20 protein-coding genes are annotated in these 19,928 nt (G+C 57.0%); 6 read left to right on the top strand and 14 right to left on the bottom strand.

Annotated elements, in window-relative coordinates; all coding sequences use genetic code 11:
- Nucleotides 1-54 precede the first annotated feature (54 nt).
- Nucleotides 55-1,170: a CaiB/BaiF CoA transferase family protein gene (locus tag JXR15_RS17150; RefSeq protein WP_422054721.1), complete on the top strand. Its 1,116-nt coding sequence runs from the start codon at nt 55-57 to the stop codon at nt 1,168-1,170.
- A gap of 58 nt (nt 1,171-1,228) precedes the next feature.
- Here the strand turns inward: JXR15_RS17150 and hemE are convergent, their stop codons facing one another.
- Nucleotides 1,229-2,263: a uroporphyrinogen decarboxylase gene (gene hemE, locus JXR15_RS17145; RefSeq protein WP_422054417.1), complete on the bottom strand. Its 1,035-nt coding sequence runs from the start codon at nt 2,261-2,263 to the stop codon at nt 1,229-1,231.
- A 198-nt stretch (nt 2,264-2,461) separates the two neighbouring features.
- On the opposite strand from hemE, the gene hemC reads away from it, so the two are divergent.
- Both hemC and JXR15_RS17135 read left to right on the top strand, forming a co-directional pair.
- The gene (hemC, locus tag JXR15_RS17140; protein WP_422054416.1) at nt 2,462-3,421 is read left to right on the top strand and encodes a hydroxymethylbilane synthase; all 960 of its coding nucleotides are present in this window, start codon (nt 2,462-2,464) and stop codon (nt 3,419-3,421) included.
- Nucleotides 3,422-3,526: 105 nt separating this feature from the next.
- Nucleotides 3,527-4,093 carry a hypothetical protein gene (locus tag JXR15_RS17135; RefSeq protein ID WP_422054415.1) on the top strand — a complete coding sequence of 189 codons (567 nt, stop codon included), beginning with the start codon at nt 3,527-3,529 and terminating at the stop codon, nt 4,091-4,093.
- A 10-nt stretch (nt 4,094-4,103) separates the two neighbouring features.
- Here the strand turns inward: JXR15_RS17135 and hemF are convergent, their stop codons facing one another.
- The 4 genes from hemF to clpS all read right to left on the bottom strand — a co-directional run bounded on the left by hemF (nt 4,104) and on the right by clpS (nt 7,244).
- Entirely contained in the window at nt 4,104-4,997 is an 894-nt protein-coding gene (gene hemF, locus JXR15_RS17130; RefSeq protein ID WP_422054414.1) for an oxygen-dependent coproporphyrinogen oxidase, read from the bottom strand.
- Nucleotides 4,998-5,070: 73 nt separating this feature from the next.
- Nucleotides 5,071-5,871: an SDR family NAD(P)-dependent oxidoreductase gene (locus JXR15_RS17125; protein ID WP_422054413.1), complete on the bottom strand. Its 801-nt coding sequence runs from the start codon at nt 5,869-5,871 to the stop codon at nt 5,071-5,073.
- 45 nt (nt 5,872-5,916) lie between these two features.
- Nucleotides 5,917-6,900 carry a class I SAM-dependent methyltransferase gene (locus tag JXR15_RS17120; RefSeq protein ID WP_422054720.1) on the bottom strand — a complete coding sequence of 328 codons (984 nt, stop codon included), beginning with the start codon at nt 6,898-6,900 and terminating at the stop codon, nt 5,917-5,919.
- Nucleotides 6,901-6,926: 26 nt separating this feature from the next.
- Nucleotides 6,927-7,244, bottom strand: coding sequence for an ATP-dependent Clp protease adapter ClpS (gene clpS / locus JXR15_RS17115; protein ID WP_422054719.1), 318 nt, complete (start codon nt 7,242-7,244; stop codon nt 6,927-6,929).
- A gap of 108 nt (nt 7,245-7,352) precedes the next feature.
- On the opposite strand from clpS, the gene JXR15_RS17110 reads away from it, so the two are divergent.
- Both JXR15_RS17110 and JXR15_RS17105 read left to right on the top strand, forming a co-directional pair.
- Nucleotides 7,353-8,054 carry an HAD family hydrolase gene (locus JXR15_RS17110; protein WP_422054412.1) on the top strand — a complete coding sequence of 234 codons (702 nt, stop codon included), beginning with the start codon at nt 7,353-7,355 and terminating at the stop codon, nt 8,052-8,054.
- Nucleotides 8,055-8,245: 191 nt separating this feature from the next.
- Nucleotides 8,246-9,652: a D-alanyl-D-alanine carboxypeptidase family protein gene (locus JXR15_RS17105; RefSeq protein WP_422054411.1), complete on the top strand. Its 1,407-nt coding sequence runs from the start codon at nt 8,246-8,248 to the stop codon at nt 9,650-9,652.
- Between the two features lie 80 nt (nt 9,653-9,732).
- On the opposite strand, the gene ccoS is transcribed toward JXR15_RS17105, so the two are convergent.
- The 9 genes from ccoS to ccoN all read right to left on the bottom strand — a co-directional run bounded on the left by ccoS (nt 9,733) and on the right by ccoN (nt 18,821).
- Nucleotides 9,733-9,891 (bottom strand): cbb3-type cytochrome oxidase assembly protein CcoS, encoded by a 159-nt coding sequence (gene ccoS, locus JXR15_RS17100; protein ID WP_422054410.1) that lies wholly within the window; start codon nt 9,889-9,891, stop codon nt 9,733-9,735.
- Between the two features lies 1 nt (nt 9,892).
- The gene (locus JXR15_RS17095; protein ID WP_422054409.1) at nt 9,893-12,082 is read right to left on the bottom strand and encodes a heavy metal translocating P-type ATPase; all 2,190 of its coding nucleotides are present in this window, start codon (nt 12,080-12,082) and stop codon (nt 9,893-9,895) included.
- A 3-nt stretch (nt 12,083-12,085) separates the two neighbouring features.
- A complete protein-coding gene (locus tag JXR15_RS17090) occupies nt 12,086-12,547 on the bottom strand; it encodes a FixH family protein (RefSeq protein ID WP_422054408.1) in 462 nt (153 codons plus the stop codon).
- Nucleotides 12,547-13,983, bottom strand: coding sequence for a cytochrome c oxidase accessory protein CcoG (ccoG, locus tag JXR15_RS17085; RefSeq protein WP_422054718.1), 1,437 nt, complete (start codon nt 13,981-13,983; stop codon nt 12,547-12,549). Before ccoG ends, JXR15_RS17090 begins: the two co-directional genes overlap by 1 nt.
- Before the next feature lie 121 nt (nt 13,984-14,104).
- A complete protein-coding gene (locus JXR15_RS17080) occupies nt 14,105-15,100 on the bottom strand; it encodes an AraC family transcriptional regulator ligand-binding domain-containing protein (protein WP_422054407.1) in 996 nt (331 codons plus the stop codon).
- Between the two features lie 311 nt (nt 15,101-15,411).
- Entirely contained in the window at nt 15,412-16,278 is an 867-nt protein-coding gene (gene ccoP, locus JXR15_RS17075; protein WP_422054406.1) for a cytochrome-c oxidase, cbb3-type subunit III, read from the bottom strand.
- Nucleotides 16,275-16,460: a cbb3-type cytochrome c oxidase subunit 3 gene (locus tag JXR15_RS17070; RefSeq protein ID WP_422054405.1), complete on the bottom strand. Its 186-nt coding sequence runs from the start codon at nt 16,458-16,460 to the stop codon at nt 16,275-16,277. Before JXR15_RS17070 ends, ccoP begins: the two co-directional genes overlap by 4 nt.
- A 12-nt stretch (nt 16,461-16,472) precedes the next feature.
- Nucleotides 16,473-17,204 carry a cytochrome-c oxidase, cbb3-type subunit II gene (ccoO, locus tag JXR15_RS17065; RefSeq protein ID WP_299425472.1) on the bottom strand — a complete coding sequence of 244 codons (732 nt, stop codon included), beginning with the start codon at nt 17,202-17,204 and terminating at the stop codon, nt 16,473-16,475.
- A gap of 15 nt (nt 17,205-17,219) precedes the next feature.
- Nucleotides 17,220-18,821, bottom strand: coding sequence for a cytochrome-c oxidase, cbb3-type subunit I (gene ccoN / locus JXR15_RS17060; RefSeq protein ID WP_422054404.1), 1,602 nt, complete (start codon nt 18,819-18,821; stop codon nt 17,220-17,222).
- A 220-nt stretch (nt 18,822-19,041) separates the two neighbouring features.
- On the opposite strand from ccoN, the gene JXR15_RS17055 reads away from it, so the two are divergent.
- On the top strand, nt 19,042-19,881 hold the full coding sequence (locus JXR15_RS17055; RefSeq protein WP_422054403.1) for a universal stress protein: 840 nt from the start codon (nt 19,042-19,044) through the stop codon (nt 19,879-19,881).
- Nucleotides 19,882-19,928: the final 47 nt, after the last annotated feature.

The raw sequence follows: 19,928 nt of genomic DNA, 5'->3' as shown, positions 1-19,928 counted from the left end.
TCGTAGCTTCCCTAGCGCGATGGAGCATCTGCGATGACCCAGAGGACCAAGCCCATGCTGCAAGGCATCCGTATCGTAGAAATCGAAGGCCTCGGCCCCGGCCCGTTTGCCGCCATGCATCTGGCAGACCTTGGCGCGGATGTGATCACCATCCATCGCAAAGGTGGCGGGTCCATCACCGCCGATCAATCCGTGCTCGACCGCGGCAAACGCTCCATTGCTCTGGATCTCAAAGACCCGGACGACCTCGTCGTAGCCAAAAAGCTCATCGACTCCGCAGATGCGCTGATCGAAGGCTTCCGACCCGGCGTCATGGAGCGGCTCGGCCTTGGTCCGGCCGACTGCCATGCCACCAACCCAAGGCTTGTCTATGGCCGCATGACCGGTTGGGGCCAAAGCGGGCCTCGCGCAGAAACAGCCGGTCACGACCTCAACTACATCGCCCAATCCGGCGCGCTCTGGTACGCTTCTGAGCCCGGCTCCCCTCCGATCACCCCGGCGACCCTCGTGGGCGACATCGGCGGCGGCGCGCTCTATCTGGTGATCGGCATCCTGACCGGCATCCTCAACGCGCAAGAAATTGGTCAAGGCACGGTGGTTGACGCTGCCATTGTCGATGGCTCCGCTCACATGATGACGCTCTTGATGGCCCTACGCCAAGCCGGTGGACTGGCTATGGAGCGCGGTCACAGCCTGCTCGACGGTCCGCATTGGTCTCGCAGCTATGTCTGCTCCGATGGTGGCTACGTCTCCGTGCAAGCGCTGGAGCCACAATTCTACGCCGCCTTCCTCGATAAACTTGGACTGGCCGACGACCCCGAATTTGCCAAGCAGCATGACCGCGCCCTCTGGCCCAAACTCACCGCCCGCCTAACCGACATCTTTGTGCGCGAACCACGCCTGCATTGGGATGATCTGTTTACAGGCTCTGACGCCTGCGTCGCGGTTGTGCTCTCCCCGGAAGAAAGCGCCCGATCGGCGCACATGACCGCCCGTGACGTCTGGCACCACACCCACGGCAATCTTCAGGCCAGCCCGGCACCGCGCTTTGATGGGTTTGTCGAAGACATTCAGCCCGCGCCGCGACGCGGGGAACACACGGAAGAAATCTTGTCTGAACTCAACCTTCCCGCAACGCCCGATCCGTTAACGCAACAGAGGCGCGCCTAAGGCGCACCTCCGTGAAACAGTCGCAATACCGACAGAATACCGACGTCAAAATCGGTGGTTAACTGCCGCGCACCGTGTCGATCATCAGCTGCACATTTTCCGGATCGGCGTCCGGGGTGATTCCATGACCCAGGTTGAAGATATGCGGCCCTTTGCCGAAGGCTGCGACAATCTTGCGGGTCTCATCCACCAGATCCTGCCCGCCGGTCACCATATGGCTGGACTTCAAGTTGCCCTGAACACAGCAAGATGTCTGCACGTTGGCGGCAGCCCACTCCGGCGTCACACCATCATCCAACGCGACGCAATCCGCACCGGTGGCTTCCGCGAACCCAACATAGCGCTCACCTGCACCACGCGGGAAGGCGATGATCGGCGTATCCGGGTGACGCTCTTTCAAAGCGGCAATAATTTTCTTTGCAGGTTCAACAGCATAACGATCAAAATCATCGCCTTTAAGCGAACCTGCCCAGCTGTCAAACAACTTCACAACCTCGGCCCCAGCTTCGATCTGTTTGGACAGATATTCCACGGTACCTTCGGTCAGAATATCAATGATCTGATCGAATACTTCCGGATTTTCATCCTTCAGTTTGTGTGCTGGCCCCTGATCAGGTGTCCCACGCCCAGCCACCATATAGGTCGCCACGGTCCACGGCATGCCGGCAAAACCAATCAATGTGGTCTCGCTCGGCAATTCCCGGCTCAAAATCCGAACGGTTTCATACACCGGATTGAGCGTTTCATGGATCTCGCTGACCGGCTTCAGCTTGTCAAAATCCGCTTGATTTTCAATGGTCGACAGCCGTGGCCCTTCACCTGTGACAAACCACAAATCCGCGCCAAGCGCTTGTGGCAAAAGCAAAATATCCGCAAATAAGATGGCCGCATCAAAGCCATAACGCCGGATCGGTTGCAGGGTCACCTCAGCCGCCAGCTCACTGTTGTAGCACAAGGATAGGAAGTCACCCGCTTCGCCACGTGTCGCGCGGTATTCCGGCAGATAGCGGCCAGCCTGGCGCATCATCCAGATGGGGGGAGTGTCGAGTGTCTCGCCGGCCAAAGCCCGCAGAATTTTCTTGGTCTGTGTCATGCGTTCCTCTTAGTCCTGCCCAATTCGCCGCTCGTTGATTTGTGTCAAGGAAGCCAACCGGCTTTCCGTGCCTTTTCAACCCAACTCACCCGCCCTGCCAATTTGGCGAGGCTTCTCTACGCTAGGTCTCGCGCGCACCTCCTGTTGTCAACCCTTAGGACGCTTGCCAGACCCGCCACTCAGGATTAGACCGTCGCCATGACAGTGACTTTGCCAACCCCCGCTTCTCCGCTGAAAATCGGCACCCGTGGCTCTCCGCTCGCACTTGCGCAGGCCTATGAAACCCGCCGTCGTCTGATGGAAGCGTTTGATCTGCCAGAAGAAGCCTTCGAGATCGTGGTGATCACCACGTCGGGTGACAATGCGCAGTTGATTGCCAAGGACAAGCCTCTCAAGGAAGTTGGCGGCAAAGGCCTGTTCACAAAGGAAATTGAAGAGGCCATGCTGGTTGGCGGCATTGACATTGCCGTGCACTCGATGAAAGACATGCCGGTCCTTCAACCTGACGGCCTATTGCTCGATACTTACTTGCCGCGCGAAGACACCCGTGACGCTTTTGTCTCGCCAAGTCACGCGTCTTTAGCAGACCTACCGGAAGGCGCCACCGTAGGCACCTCCAGCCTGCGCCGTCGTGCGCAACTTCTGAATTACCGCAGTGATCTCAAAGTGGTAGAATTCCGCGGCAACGTGCAAACCCGCTTGAAAAAGCTGGAAGACAAGGTGGCAGATTGCACCTTCCTTGCTATGGCTGGCCTAAACCGCCTGGAAATGTCTCATGTGGCCTCTTCCGCCATCGCGCCAGAGGAAATGCTGCCGGCAGTCGCGCAAGGTGCCATCGGCATCGAGCGTCGCGCGGACGACATGAGCACTGCTGCCCTATTGGAGGCTATTCACGACGGCCCCACCGGCCAACGCCTCAATGCCGAGCGCGCTTTTCTTGCAGCTCTGGACGGCTCTTGTGAAACCCCCATTGCGGGCCTCGCGGAACTTGTCGGCAACACCATTCGCCTACGCGGTGAAGTGCTGCGTCCGGATGGCTCTGAAAGCCTGCGTGACGATCAAACCGCACCGATTGAAGACGGCGCGGCGCTTGGCGAAGGCATGGCCAAATACTTGCTGGAACGCGGCGGCGCGGGCTTCTTTGACTGGCGCAGCTAGCAGCGATTTACGGTTAATTTCCCCTTAACCGTGCCATTCCCGGCATGTTTCGGCCATGTTTTTAAGACACTCTGATCCCATCAACAGGGATCAGAGGACCAAGCCATGCACGCGTTGGGACAACTGGGCACTATCGACGATTATCACTGGGATACTTTACAGCCTCGGCCATCAAAGGCCGGCTACTGCGTCCGGGAAACCGTGGGCGACTTCCGTCACTCTTCTTTGAAAGAGACGCTACTGCGCTTCATCGGCGTGGTGTTTGTGCTCAGCTCATTGGTGCAATGGAGCTTCCCGGACGCCAATTTTGTTGGCAACCCGATGATATCCAAATCGCTGCTCTCCATCGCTTGTGCGCTGATCGGGATGGCCGCGTATCGCTTTGCCATGAAAGGCCATCGCGCCGAAATCCGGTTTGAGGCCAAATCACGCACCCTAATGCTCTGCGCCCTGAACCGCCGGGATCAACAAAAGGGCGCCCGCAAACTGCCGCTCCGTGACATCACCAGCATCTACGTGCGGCGCACCGACATGGCGACGGGCAAAGCCGCCCTGCGCATCCGCCTGAAGTCCGGCGATGCAGAGCTCACCGCCCTACGCGGCGATCTCGCCGAAGTTGAAGCTGTCCACGCCTTACTTTGCAGCAAAATCCGCAAAGCGCAGCAGGGCTAACCTGCTGCCGTTACACCCATTTTGCCATGGGTGGCAGGCTCATCAGCACGGCGTTGGCATCATGGCCGGTTTCCAGCCCAAATTTGGTGCCGCGATCATAAACAAGGTTGTATTCCGCATAGAGCCCACGATGCACCAGTTGCGCATCTTTCTCCGCCGCGCCAAAATCATCCACCCGACGTTTCTCAACCAACGGCACAAAGGCTGGCAGGAAGGCTTTGCCAATGTCCTGAATAAAGCCAAAATCCACCGCCCAATCCCCGGTGTTGTGGTCATCCAGGAAAATACCTCCAACCCCACGTGCCCGGTTGCGGTGCGGAATATAAAAATACTCGTCCGCCCAGGCCTTTAGACGTGGGTAGTGGTCTTCCCCATGGCTGTCACAATGCGCTTTTTGCACACCGTGGAAGTGCGCTGTGTCTTCGTCATATTCGAGACACGGGTTCAAATCAGACCCGCCGCCAAACCACCAACCATGTGGGGTCCAGAACATCCGTGTGTTCATATGCACGGCCGGGCAATGCGGATTCTGCATATGCGCCACAAGACTGATGCCACAGGCCCAAAATCGCGGATCTTCTTTCATGCCTGGCAGACCTTTGCGCGCCGCCATGGCGTTCTGCGCACGCTCTCCCAGCTCGCCGTAGACGGTGGACACATTCACGCCGACTTTCTCGAAAACACGCCCGCCGCGCATCACCGACATCAACCCACCGCCAGCATCCGATCCATCGGCACTGCTGCGCTTGGTCTCTGTCACCTCAAATCGGCCAGCGTCCTGATCTGCAAACGGACCCTCGGAATGGCTGTCCTCCAACCCTTCAAAAGCGGCCACAATCTGATCCCGCAATTCACGAAACCATGCGCTGGCGCGTTGCTTTTCGGTGTCCATCTGATCAGACATGCCTGCCCCTCCGTTGTGTTCCGCATTGCCTATCATCGGCACAGAACAGACGCCAGCGGCAGAACAGCGCGGCTTAGTGCGCCGGCGTGCTCACCGTATCCAGAAGCGAGCGGCCACCATCCACAGTCACAATTTGACCGGTCATGAATCCCGACGCTTCGGAAGCCAAAAACTGAACCGCATCCGCCAATTCACCTGGCGCCGCAATCCGGCCCAAAGGCGTATGCTGCTCAATCTCGTTGCGGCAATCCCGGTTGTCTTTTAACGCGGTCTGCAGACTTGCCGACATCACTGAGCCAATCGCCACCGCGTTCACCCGGATACGCTCCGGCGCCAAAGCCACCGCCATCGCACGGGTCATCTGATCCAAGGCTGCCGTTGCAATCGAGTAACCCAGCAAATCTGGCTGCGAGCGCTGCGCCGCAATTGAGCTGAGGTTCACAATCGCTCCAGCAGAGCCCTCCTCACGCCCCTCCGCCTGCTTAATCATACGCTTGGCCACAATTTGGCTCAACCGCAGCGAGGTCATCAGGTTCTGCTGGATCATCAGATCCACCGAGGTGTCATCCGGATTGAGCGGATCACTGGTGGTCACTTGCCGGCAGCCGTTGATCAAAATATCGACCTGATCAAAGGCATCAATCGTGGCGGAGATCAGATTGTTGATCGTGAGCTTTTCGCGCAGGTCGCCGGCAAAATACCGCACATTGCCCTCTTCCGGGCGCTCTCCAAATTCGGCGCACAGGCTCTTTTCATCCACGTCGGCAAACATGACATTTGCGCCATGATCCGCAAAGTGCCGCCCAACAGCCAGGCCGATGCCGTTGGCAGAGCCGGTGATTATGGCGGTCTTACCCGCAATATTAAAAGACATCTACGATCCCCATCACACTGTCCGTGAGCCTACACCAGCTCTGTGTCACCCTCTTGCCCGCGTCGGGCGCTGTGCATGCAATACCTTGAAACGGGTGTCCCCGGCAACGGCCTCGACAGACTGGAACGCATCCTGAAGCGTGGCCTCATAAGGCAGGTGCCGGTTCGCGACCAACCAAAGATGCCCGGACGGCGCCAGCATCTTGGCCGCAGCCCGAATGAAACTCTCCCCCAAAGCGGGCTCCGCTTTGCGTCCGGTGTGAAACGGCGGGTTCATCACAACCGTGTCCACACGGTGGCCCGGCTTGAAATTGGTGGCGTCCGCCCAATGAAACTGCGCCCGAGGGTCTGTCAGGTTTTCCTTGGCACACTCAAGCGCCACATGATCCGCCTCAACCAGGTGCAACACATCAAACGCCTGACGCGCCGCCATCTGACAGGAGAGGTAGCCCCAACCAGCCCCAAGGTCCGCCACAACCCGACCAAGTTTTGGCGGCAATGCTTCCGCCAACATCTTGGATGCAGGGTCCACACCATCCGCGCTGAACACTCCCGGACGGGTGACAAAGCGATCTTCTACTCTTGCGGGAGCGCCGGCCAACCAGTCGTCAAACGCACCACCTTCAAACCAAAACAAGCGCCCATGAGATTTGGCAAAACTGCCCAAAACATCGGCCCGCTTGCGGCATTCCTTATAAAGTCCATCAATGCCATCGGTTTTTTGCCCATCAACGATGACCAGATCTGCACATTTGGAAGCCCGAGCAATCAAGTCCCGTGCAAGAGCTTTGGCGCGTGGCAACACAACGACAGCCGCCGCGTAGCGGCCACTTTCGACAACATCAGCGTCAAAGCCTGCGTCGGAGAAGGCATCAAAATCTGGCTTCAGGTGCTGAACCACGTGCACTTGGGCACGCGGTAAAGCGCTCAGGTCAAAGCCAACACGCGGCGCAAATACAGCAATCCGCCCGTCAGACGGCAACGACAGGCCGTAGTCTTCTACAGCCAGTGACAATCGGGAATGGGACATTTTATGCGGTGAACCGGGCAGCCCGGTCACTCCTTCTCCATCGTACACTGCAGGGGATGCTGATGGCGCTGCGCCAAATCCATCACCTGTGTGACCTTGGTTTCTGCAATTTCGTGGCTGAACACACCCACTACCGCCACACCTTTTTTGTGCACGGTGAGCATGATCTCAAACGCTTGCGCATGGGTCATCGAGAAGAACCGCTCGAGCACAAGCACCACAAACTCCATTGGTGTGTAATCGTCATTGAGCAACATCACCTTGTAAAGGGGCGGCTTTTTGGTGCGGGTACGTGTTTCCAGCGCGACACCCAGGTCGCCGCCATCATCGTCACCCATGCTCATGTTCATCGTCTGCAATGGCATATTCACAAGAATCCGGTTTGTGGTTTGCTGTTTATATAGCCTGAAGTTGGCCATAGAAAAGAGGTCAGGAACAATCGGATCTTTTTCATGCCCAAGACCCTCACAACGGTTGCCTTTGATGCAGATGACACACTTTGGCACACAGACCGGTTTTTCCGCCTGACCCAAGCCAAGTTTGCCGAACTTCTCGCGGACTTTACGGAGCCAGACCACCTCGAGGACCGCCTTTTGGCCGCAGAGCGGCGCAATGTGGGTCACTACGGGTTTGGCACCAAGGGATTTGTCCTCTCAATGATCGAAACCGCCATTGAGGTCACCGAAGAACGTGTCCCGGCATCGGTGATTGCCGAGCTGATGGCCTGTGGTCGAGACATGCTGCAGCATCCCATTGAGTTGCTTCCGCACGCCAGAGAAGTAATTGAAACTCTGTCAAAAACCCATCGATTGCTGCTCATCACAAAGGGCGACCTGCTCGACCAGGAACGCAAGGTTGCCCAATCCGGTTTGGGCGACCTGTTTGACTGGGTCGAGATCGTCAGTCACAAAAACTCCGACACCTATACCAAGGCGTTTCACTCCTACGCCGACGGTCCGGACCGCGCCCTGATGGTTGGCGACTCAATGAAATCCGATATTGTACCTTCCCTGTCTGTTGGCAGCTGGGCCGCACACGTTCCCAATGGCCCTGCTTGGGTATTGGAGCAGGCGGAAACACCAACAGACAACCCGCGATTTGTGGCGCTTTCGTCACTTTCAGAAATTTTGCCACTGGTTGAAGAGATTGGCTGAGCCCCTCACAAAGCAGGTGTAGCGGCCAGGCCCACTTTAGCCACAACATCTACGCCCCGACCTGAACAAACCTTTCCAAATCGCCAGAAACACACGCTTTATTCGTTTCCAACCCTGTGTTACGCTCACTGTAATAATAATTGGTCAGACCGGAAAACCGGCGGCCTGAGGCAGAAAAAAGAGCAGTTCATATGAAGGCGCGGCGCATTCAGCCGGCCCGTTTCGGGCTATTTTTGGCGACACTGGCATTCTGTTCGGTGTTGACCCCCATGGTGTCTTTGGCGGCACCTTACGCAGCTATGGTGATTGACGCGCGGGACGGCAAAGTCCTGCACAGTCGTAATGCCGACACCCGATTGCATCCCGCCTCGCTGACCAAGATGATGACGCTATACATTGCCATGGAAGCGGTGGAAAACGGTGAGATCAGCTTGGACACCAAGGTCAAAATCTCCAAGAATGCCGCCGCCGAGCCACCTTCCAAACTGGGCTTGCAGGCTGGTCAACGCATCGCACTGCGCTATCTCATCCGTGCGGCTGCAGTAAAATCCGCAAACGATGCTGCCACGGCCATTGGCGAGGCCATCGAAGGCTCCGAAGCGGCTTTTGCCCGTCGCATGAACCGCACCGCCAAGGCGCTTGGCATGTCCAACACCACGTTCAAAAACATGCATGGCTTGACCCAAAGCGGGCACATGTCAACTGCTCGTGACATGACCACTCTGGGACGCCACGTGCTTTATGACTACCCGGACTATTACAACCTCTTCTCCCGCCGTTCGACCAGTGCTGGCATCAAGACCGTCAACAACACCAATCGCCGTCTTCTGGCCGCCTACAAGGGCGCTGATGGTATTAAGACCGGCTACACCCGTGCCGCAGGTTTCAACCTAGTGGCCTCCGCGGAACGCGGCAACAAGCGCGTGATTGCCACTGTGTTTGGCGGCCGCTCGACCGCCACCCGCAATGCCAAAGTGGCCGAATTACTGGATCTAGGATTTAACCGCTCCGCCAACCGTGTCGCTTTGCGCAAGCCAGGCTTGCCTGCCTACCAAGGCAAAACAGCACCTGTCGGAAAAACAATCCGCGTGGCAACCGCCGTGAAGAAATCGTTGCGCCCCGTGCTGCGCCCAACCGCCGCCACAGCGGACCAACCCTCCACAGTTGTGGCTGCGGCCATGTCAGAGGCCACGGTCTCCACAGAAACCTCGGTTGTGGCCGAAGCCACAATCATCGAGCACGACATTCAATCCGCACTGTTGCAAGCGCAGGACAACACCGGTGTGACTCTGGTCAGCCTGAAGGAAGAGCCGACCCCACCGCCGCAGCCCAAGGTCGTGACCCGTATCTCCACCGCGGGAGGACGCCACTGGGGCATCAACGTCGGGCGTTACAACAGCCGCTTTGCCGCTGAAAAGATGTTGCTCAAAACTGCTCTTGCAGAAATGGCGACGTTGGATGGCAGCTTGCGCAAGGTTGTTAAAAATTCTCGCGGTTTTGAGGCCAACTTCCTCGGCATGTCCAAAGAAACCGCAGATTTGGCCTGCCGTCGCCTGCAAGCGCGGCAAGTCACATGTTACACGCTTGGCCCTAGCTAAGCCTCGCAACACACTCCAATAAAAAAACCGTCGCAGTCTCCTGCGACGGGCTTTTATTTTGAGCACGGAGTAAGCTGAGCTCACATCTTCGGTTTGTCATCATACTGCCCGGACAAGATGCGCTGCGCGTCTCCTTCCGGATCATCATATTGGTCAGACCGCACCGTATAGACAAACGCGACCAAACCAATGCCCCCTAGGAATAAAGAGATGGGAATCAGATAAGACAGAACTTGCATGTCATCCTCTCAGGCGCAGGGCGTTTAGGGATACTGTAATGGAAGACGTGGACATCGCCAACGCGGCAATCAACGGCGTTGCCAGACCAGCCACGGCCAAAGGCACCGCAACGATGTTGTAGACCGTCGCAATCTGGAAGTTTTCACGGATACGTTTGGTCGCGCTCTTGGCAACATCCACCGCATCCGGGATCGGCGAGAGGTCGCCCCCCAATAGCACAATGTCAGATGCCACACGTGCCGCATCCAGCGCTGAGGCTGGCGAAATCGACACATGCGCCGAGGCCAGAGCTGCGGTGTCATTGAGACCATCGCCCACCATCAACACGTGACAGCCGTCGGTGGTCAGAGCTTGCACCCGCTTGGCTTTGTCTTCTGGCAGCGCTTCCGCCACCCATTTGGCAATACCCAAACGGTTGGCAAGGCTTTCCACCGCGCCGGTGGTGTCCCCTGACATCAGGATCACCTCTTTGCCCGCTGCCTTCAGCGCATCAACACAGGCCTCTGCACCCTCGCGCAACGTGTCGGCAAAAATGAACTCAACCGGTGTTTCTTCCCCAACGCTCAAAAACGCAGCTGTCTGCGCACCAGCCTCTGCGCCAACCCAAGCCGGGCGTCCCAGCCGCACCAATACACCATCCAGATTTCCTTGTGTGCCATAGCCCGGCACCTCTTCAATCTCGCTCACCCGCGCAGGGCGCACACCGGCCGCCTGCGCGGCTTTGGTAATCGCCGTGCTCAGCGGATGGGCCGAGGCCATGGACAGAGCGAGTGCTACGGAGAGGTCTTTTTCTTCAAGTGTCTCAAGATTGATCAGCTCCGGCGCGCCCGCTGTTAGAGTCCCGGTTTTGTCAAACACAACTGTGTCGACCTCCGCCAAACGCTCCAGCGCAGTGCTGTGTTTGATCAACATGCCTTTGCGAAACAGACGTCCTGAGGCGGCGGTTGTCACCGCAGGTACGGCCAAACCAAGCGCACAGGGACAGGTGATGATCAGCACAGCCGCCGCAATGTTCAGCGCCGTGCGCATGTCGAATGTAAAGAGATACCAACCAAGAAAGCTCAGCGCAGACAAGATATGCACACCCGGTGCATAGAGCTTTGCCGCTTTGTCTGCCAGGGATGTGTAATTTGACCGGCCGGACTCCGCGACGGCCACCAAATCCGCCATGCGATGTAGACTTGTCTGCTCGCCCACAGCAGTGGCTCGGATCATCAAGGGCCCTGTCAGGTTCACTTCCCCCGCACTCACATCTTGACCTGGCTCCGCAAACACCGGCAGGGTCTCCCCTGTTAGCAAAGACCGGTCCAGTTCCGAGCGTCCCTCAACAATCTCACCATCCACCGGCATACGCCCACCCGGCTTCACTCGGATCAGATCGCCTACAGCCAGCTCTTTCACCGCAACTGTCTGGTCTTGTCCATCTATAACCCGAACAGCACGCGGCACTTCCAACGCTGCCAGCTCCTCTGCCGCCGATCGCGCCACCGCGCGTGTGCGGTGGTCCAAATAGCGACCCGCAAGCAAGAAAAACACCAATGTCAGAGCCGCATCAAAATAGGCGTGTTCGCCTGACAGCGTTGTCTCCCAAAGCGACGTGGCCACCGCCAGCACAATTGCCAGCACAATTGGCACATCCATATTCAGACGCTTGTGCTTCAACGCGCTCCAGGCGTGTACAAAAAACGGCTTGCCGGAAAAGGCAATTGTCGGCAGCGCAATGGCCGCAGAGATCCAGTGGAACATATCTCGCGTGGCCGCCTCGGCACCGGACCAAACCGACACGGACAGCAGCATCACGTTCATCGACGCAAAACCAGCCACCGCCAGCCGCATCAACAGATCACGTCCCGCCTTGTCGTTTTGCGTCGCACTCAACGTGCCTGCATCTAACTCGTGCGCCTCATAGCCCACTTTTTCCAGAACCGTTGCGAGCTCTTCTGCAGTCACGTCAGGCGCCGCTTCCACCGACGCACGTTTCAGCGTCAAGTTCACCCGCGCCGAATGCACCCCAGGGTGATCAGCCAGCGCAGTTTCCACGGTGGAAATACACGCCGCGCAGTGCACGCTGGGCACCGACAAAGCAATGCGCGCATCTTCCTGCAACGCCTGTTCCGCCAGCGCTTCCGCTGCCGGAGCGGCATCACAGGCTGGACAAGCCGAGATATTTGGGCGCATCGCCGCAGTCATGGCTTAGCTCTTCTCCACACGCAGGATCACTCGCTGCTCAAACGGCGTGCCGTCCAGCGCAGTGGCATTCATACGAATGTTCCAATTGCCCGGCGCCAGTTCTTCCCGCGCGACATAAGCTTTGCCATCAAACTGAAAGTCCGGAGTGCGGTCATCCTGAACATGGGTCGCCCGCCCCAGAACCGCATCCAGATTGGTGACCTGCACCGGCGCACCATCTTCATCGGTGATCGACAGGATCAACAAGCCGCCTTTGGCCCGGGCACTGACGTCCCAGCCCAGAGCCTCTTGCGCGTCGCGACGCGCATCAAAACTCTGGCTGGCGACGTAAGAATTTTTGACTTCCAACCCCGGGAAGGTTGCCACCGCATTCCATGCCAAAAACAGGTTCACGGAGATGATGATGCCGAACGCTCCTACAAACACCATCAAGAAGTGTTTGCCGGTGAATTTTTTCTCAGCCATCAGTGGCCCTTTCCATTAAATACAGTGTCTTTGTGCACGCGGTCACCGTTGCCTGTGTCCTCAAACCAGAAGCGGAAGTTGGTCAAACTGCCATTGGCCGGCGCCGACCCTGGAGGGGCAATGACGTAAACACGCTGGTTTTTCATTTGGTCAGCAGGGACATTTACCGCTTCATATGGCGTGCCTTCAAGCTGCACCCGCAGATCAGGTTCACCTTTCAACGATATCCGGAACATGCGGTCTTCGCCATGTTTGTTGCGCAGACGCACCTCATAGGTGTTGCGGATAGAGCCATCTGACAGCGTCACAAAGGTTGGGTTGCGCACCGGCGCAACCGTCGCCTCGATATCAGACCGCATAAACAGCGCGACAACCAAACCAATGCCAACCAGCGACCATAGAGAGGTGTACATGATCGTGCGCGGACGGAAGATGTGGGTCCAGACGCTTTTTGGCGGCTTGCCACCACGTTCGTTGTCTTCATCCGACAGTGCAAGATAATCGATCAGGCCACGTGGCTTGCCGATCTTGTCCATGATGTCATCACAGGCATCAATACACAGACCACAAGTGATACACTCCATTTGCTGCCCATCACGGATGTCGATCCCCATCGGGCAAACGTTCACGCATGCCATGCAATCGATGCAGTCGCCCAGATCGGAATCTTCGGTGCGTTTGCCTTTTCCGCGGTTTTCTCCCCGCCAATCGCGGTAGCCAATGGTCAGCGTGTCCTCGTCCATCATCGCGGCTTGGATACGCGGCCATGGGCAGGCATAGATACAAATCTGCTCCCGCGCGAAGCCACCAAAAAGAAAGGTGGTACCAGTCAAAACCGCAATAGTGGTGTACGCAATTGGATGCGCGTTTCCGGTGACGAGATCCACAGCTAGGGTCGGTGCATCGGCGAAGTAGAAAACCCACGCTCCGCCGGTTGCCATCGCAATCAGAAGCCAGGTCACCCATTTGGTGATCCGCAGGCGGATTTTGCGGAAATCCAACTTCTTCTGCCGATGCAAACGCAGACGCGCGTTGCGGTCCCCTTCGATCCAGCGCTCCACCAGAATGAACAAATCTGTCCAAACGGTTTGCGGACAGGCGTAGCCACACCACACCCTCCCCAAGGCAGAGGTGAACAGAAACAACCCAAGACCAGCCATGATCAGAAGGCCAGCCACAAAGTAGAACTCATGTGGCCAGATTTCGATCATGAAAAAGAAGAACCGGCGGTTGGCGATGTCAATCAGCACGGCCTGATCTGGCAAGCTGGGTCCTCGGTCCCAACGCAGCAACGGCGTCAGGTAATAAATACCCAACGTGATCGCCATAATGATCCATTTTAGATTGCGAAACGGCCCGTAAACACGTTTCGGAAAGATTGGCTCGCGTGCCTCGTACAGCGACGGTGCAGGACTTTTGCTCACGGAATCACTCACATGTTTGGAGAGGAGATTTTTTCGATCTTGTCCCAACGATTGGACGCCAGAACATTGACCTGTGTCAAATCTCACATTTGTGACTCACCTTTTACACCCTCGCGATTGGAACCTCCCTGCGTCAGAGTAGCTCTGCGCGCATTTGCGCAGGGGTGCGGCCGGTCCAATTTTGGAAAGCACGATAGAAGGAATTTGGGTCACGATAAGCCAGCAAATAAGAGATTTCCTCAACGCTCATGTCCGCTTGGCGCAGGTAATGTAAGGATAAATCGGACCGCGTGTCATCCAGCACCGATTGGAAGGTCTGCCCTTCTTTGCTCAGATGTCGTTGCAGGCTGCGGCGGCTTGTCACAAGCCGATCACTCACCGCATCCACCGAAGCCTGACCAGCAGGCAAGAGTTCCAAAAGCGCATTGCGCACCCGCACCGCCATCGTCAAGTTCCGGCGATGCTCGGCCAGCTGTCGCGTCAATTCCCGCTCGAATCCGGCCCACAACTGTGGGTTTTCCGAGATCAGCGGTCGGTACGCGTCCTCTCGTGTAATCGTCAGTCTGGGCCGCGGGGTGATCACCGCTTTGCGCCCGTAATGGCGATCAAAGACCGCCTGGTCTTCCATAAACTCGGGCACCCCTACCTCTACCGGTAAAAAATCCACACCGGTAAACGTGCGGCACATCTCGAGGAAATACACCATCTCAAACGCCGCCATACATTTCGGCACATCCAGATTTGGTTCAGCCACATCGATATCCAAAACAAGATGCGACTCGGTTTCGGACACCAACAGTTTGATCGGCGCGACCAAGGGCTTAAAAACCGCTTTGCGTCGCAAGCCGGTGGCAATGTTGGGGCTGCACGAAAAGGCAAAGGCGGCGGGAATAAACGGTCCACGCGCCATCGCTTTGGCCATTTCCACCACCACTTTGGGATTGTCGATTTCCTCAGAAATCGCTTCCCATAGCGTGAAGAACTGCTGCGCGGTGACACCACGGTTCTCCGTATCGAAGAGATCAACCGGCATTTGGGCGCGCCGCAGCACCCGTTCCGGAGAAATCCCGGAAGACCGCAACAGACCACCTGTCGATTTGTGGACCGGATACCGAACCTGCTTGTGCATTTGCGCCTCCCTTTACGTGAACTCAACATATGTGAGATGGCGCAATTCGCCAACCAGATGGCGCAAAATGCAAGAGATTTTGAGGTGGGATAATTGTGGGTGCCAATCTTTCCAGGAAACGCGCGAACAGGACGGAAAGATCGACACCCAACGAGCAGCTCCGGTTGCGGCGTGCTGCCCTTAAAACAGTTTTACCAGGGCGGCGCGGTCTAAAACTTGATCTTTGTCAAATTGGCAAAATTTTCCGGAACAAAAGCACAAAAAACCGCCCCGGTTTCCCGGAGCGGTCTGTGTTTCCAAAGTGGGCGAAGTTATTCGCCGCCACCCAGCTGGTGCACATAGGCCGACACAGCACGCACTTGTGCTTCGGTCAGACGGTTACCCCAAGACGGCATCACCCCAAAGCGGCTGTAGGTGACAGTCTCTTTGATGGAGTCGTAGTCCCCACCAAACAGCCAGATCGCATCCGCAAGGTTTGGCGCCCCCTGAGCGCGGTCACCGGTGCCATCTTCCATGTGACAAGAGGAGCATTCATCCGCAAAGACTTCTGCACCTGCCGCCACAACGGAGGCATCTTTTGCCTCACCGGACAGCGACATCACATAGTTCACAACCGCATCGATCTGATCGTCTTCGAGGTAGTCATCTCCAAAGGCAGGCATCTCGGAATACCGCGCATCGTCGTCTTCCGTGTTACGGATACCATGGTTGACCGTCAGGTAGATGTTCTCGATGTCACCGCCCCAGAGCCAGTCGTTGTCCAGCAGGTTGGGATAGCCAACCGCGCCAGCAGCACCAGAGCCGTGACACTGCGCACACCAAGTCTTGAACACCGCGCCGCCCGCAGACACTGCATAAGAACCCAACTCAGGATCAGTGGTGATCTGGGTCAGCTCAGCAGCTTCCAATTTGGCGTTGATTGGCGCCAGCTTGTCTTCAGCCGCCTGAATGTCCGCTGCAACATTGGCACGTGTCGACCATCCCAAAACGCCTTTGGTGGCGCCAGTGATGCCCGGCCATGCTGGATACGCAATGACATAGCCAATGCCCCAGATGATGGTGACGTAGAACACCCACAACCACCAACGCGGCATCGGATTGTCAAATTCCTCAATCCCATCCCAAACGTGGCCGGTGGTGTTTGGATCGCTGTCAAACTTTTTTGATGGCTTGCTCATGTCCGTGCCTCCTCAGTCGTGGCCGGTTTATCTTCATGACGGAACGGAATGCTGGCCGTGTCTTTGTACTCTGTGCTGGCGCCAGGGCGGAACACCCACAGCACGATCGCAAGGAAAAACAAGAACAGGAACAGAAGCATCCAGCTGTCCGCGAACTCTCGCAGGAAGGAATAGGTTTCCATTAGATCCCCTCCTTACCGCGACGCCGCCGGCGTGAAGGTCGAGAAATCAACCAACGTGCCCAACATCTGAAGATACGCAATCATCGCGTCCATTTCGGACACACCAGGCTGACCGTCAAAGTTGCGCACGTTCACGCTCACTTCGCCGTAGCGCTCCAGAAGACCGTCATAATCGCTGTCCGGATCGGCCTGCGCCATGAAGTCAGACTGGGCATTTTCCAGCATGTCTTCGGTGTAAGGCACACCCACAATCGCGTTCGCTTTCATCACGTCACCGATGTACTTGCCATCGATCATCTTCTTCTCGAGGAAGCCATACTTCGGCATGATCGATTCAGGTACCACGGACTGCGGGTTGCGCATGTGGTCCAGATGCCAATCATCGGAGTAACGGCCACCCACACGGGCAAGGTCAGGACCTGTCCGCTTGGAGCCCCACTGGAACGGGTGATCGTATTTGGATTCCGCTGCCAGCGAGTAGTGACCGTAGCGCTCCACCTCGTCACGCATTGGGCGGATCATCTGGCTGTGGCAGACATAGCAGCCTTCACGCAGATAAATGTCGCGTCCCGCGAGTTCGAGAGGGGTGTAGGGGCGCATGCCCTCTACATCCTCAATGGTGTTTTCGAGCCAGAACAAAGGCGCGATTTGTACGATGCCACCGATGGTTACGACCAGGAAGCTGCAAACAAGCAGGAGGGTCGCGTTGGTCTCGAGGATCTTATGTTTGTCGAGAATAGCCATAGCTGCCGGCCCTCCTTATTCAGCCGGGACTGCGACGGACAGGCTGGCTTCTTTGGCCGGTGCCTTACGTACAGTCATCCACAGGTTGTAGCACATGATGATGGAACCGGTGAGGAACATGACCCCGCCCAGACCACGCACGATGTTCATCGGTTTCTTCGCAGCCACAGTGTCGGCAAAGGAGTTCACCAGGAAGCCATTGGCATCCACTTCACGCCACATCAGGCCTTCCATGATACCGGTCACCCACATGGACGCCGCGTAAAGCACGATGCCGATGGTGGCGAGCCAGAAGTGCCAGCTCACGAGCTGCAACGAGTACAGACGCTCACGTTTCCACAGCACAGGCACCAAGAAGTAGAGACAGCCGAATGTGATCATGCCGTTCCAACCCAGTGCACCGGAATGCACGTGACCGATGGTCCAGTCGGTGTAGTGAGACAGCGAGTTCACAGCGCGGATCGACATCATAGGACCTTCGAAAGTCGACATGCCGTAGAAACCCACCGAGATCACCATCATGCGGATCACGGGGTCGGTACGCAGCTTGTCCCAGGCACCAGACAGGGTCATCAGACCGTTGATCATGCCACCCCAGGACGGCATCCACAGCACCACGGAGAACACCATGCCGAGGGTCGAAGCCCAGTCAGGCAACGCGGTGTAGTGCAGGTGGTGCGGACCAGCCCAGATATACAGGAAGATCAGTGCCCAGAAGTGGATGATCGACAATTTGTAGGAGAACACCGGACGTTCGGCCTGCTTCGGGATGAAGTAGTACATCATGCCCAGGAAGCCCGCGGTCAGGAAGAAGCCAACAGCGTTGTGGCCGTACCACCACTGCACCATCGCGTCTTGCACACCGGCCCAGACGATTACCGACTTGGAGCCGAAGATGGACACAGGAATGGTCAGGTTGTTGACCACGTGCAACATCGCAACGGTGACGATAAACGCGAGGAAAAACCAGTTGGCCACATAGATGTGCGGCTCTTTACGCTTGATCACTGTGCCGAGGAACACCGCCAGATAGGCCACCCAAACAACGGTCAGCCACAGGTCGACATACCACTCAGGTTCCGCGTATTCTTTGGACTGTGTACCGCCCAGAAGGTAGCCTGTCGCTGCCAGAACGATAAAAAGCTGGTAGCCCCAAAAGACAAACCAACCAAGGTTGCCACCCCACAGTCGCGCCGCGCTGGTGCGCTGCACAACATAGAAGGATGTCGCGATCAGCGCGTTACCGCCAAACGCAAAAATCACCGCCGAGGTGTGCAGCGGGCGCAAACGACCAAAGTTCGCGTAGCCCTGTGCCCACTCGAAGTTGAGCGCTGGAAAGGCCAGCTGGAACGCGATAAACACGCCTGCCAGAAACCCAACAACCCCCCAAAAAGCGGTTGCGATCACGCCGTAGCGGATCACGTCATCCATGTATTCATCCTGCGCATGCACCGTCACGGTGCCCATGCCGCGCAGGACCCAAATAAACAGCCCAAAGGACACGCCCGAAATAATCAGGGCGTGTACCATATAAGCTAAATCACGCGCATAGTTGGCCGCTATCAACGCAAAAAACGTGATGAGGCCTAGCGCGATCAGCTTGAAGTAATTTACCATTTCGCGTCCCTTCGTCTTGCCCTGCCCGATTCTTCTTCGGGCTTGGGGCGGATTTGACCAATCGTCTTTTGCAGGTGCAGCGAAAATTTCGCTTTGATCTGGGTCAAGGAAACTGACTGGGATCTCTGTCTGTATCTACTTCAAGAGAAACGGCTTTATCTGCACCTACAAAGAAAAGTCGTATGTAATTTACACCTTTCCATAACACGGGTGAGTGACAATGAACTACAAATCTTTGCTGTGCGTTCTGACAGACTCCGACTTCACAGCCGCCCCTTTGGCGCAGGCAATTGCCCTCGCAGAAGCCCAAGATGCCCACCTTGACGTGTTGGCACTTGGGGTTGATCGTTCGCAAACAGGCTACTTCTACGCGGGTGCAGATGCCCTTTTGATGCAGGAAATGCTCAAACGCGCCCATGAAGAGGCTGACGCCATCAAGGCTGCGGCAGAGGCTGCGCTGTCCAACACCGAGGTCCGTTGGGCCTGCGATACTGGCGTGACACAGATTGCCGACCTAGGGCGACATGTGGCCGCACGCTCGCGATTCGCCGACCTTGTGGTCCTGCCAAAGCCCTACGGCAAGAATCAAGGCACCGAACTGGAGCCCACTTTGGAAGCAGCTCTGTTTGAAGGTCAGGCTCCGGTCTTGATGGTGCCTGAAAGCGCAGCCCCCATCGCGGCGCCAAAAAACATTTCCATTGGTTGGAACGAAAGTGCCGAAGCACTGGTTGCCACCCGCGCCGCCCTGCCTTTCCTGAAAGCTGCAGATCTGGTGCATGTGGTGGTGATAGATCCGCCAACTCACGGCCCAAACCGCTCCGATCCCGGCGGCCTGCTGTCGCAATTCCTGTCGCGCCATGGCGTGCGTGTCGAAGTTGACGTGCTGTCAAAAACACAACCGCGCGTTTCCGACGTGCTGCTGCGCCACGCCACCGACACCAAGACCGATATGATCGTGATGGGCGCCTACGGCCATTCGCGGTTCCGCGAAGCCATTCTGGGCGGCGCTACCCGCAACATGTTGGAACAGGCCAATATTCCGGTGTTCCTGTCGCACTAATCACACTTATTTGCCAGTCGATGCGTCGTGGGACACGCATCGGTTTG

The organism is Shimia sp. (assembly GCF_049116215.1).
Taxonomy (GTDB): domain Bacteria; phylum Pseudomonadota; class Alphaproteobacteria; order Rhodobacterales; family Rhodobacteraceae; genus Shimia.
Note: the sequence above shows the minus strand (reverse complement) of the source record. Positions and strands in the feature narration are given on the sequence as shown.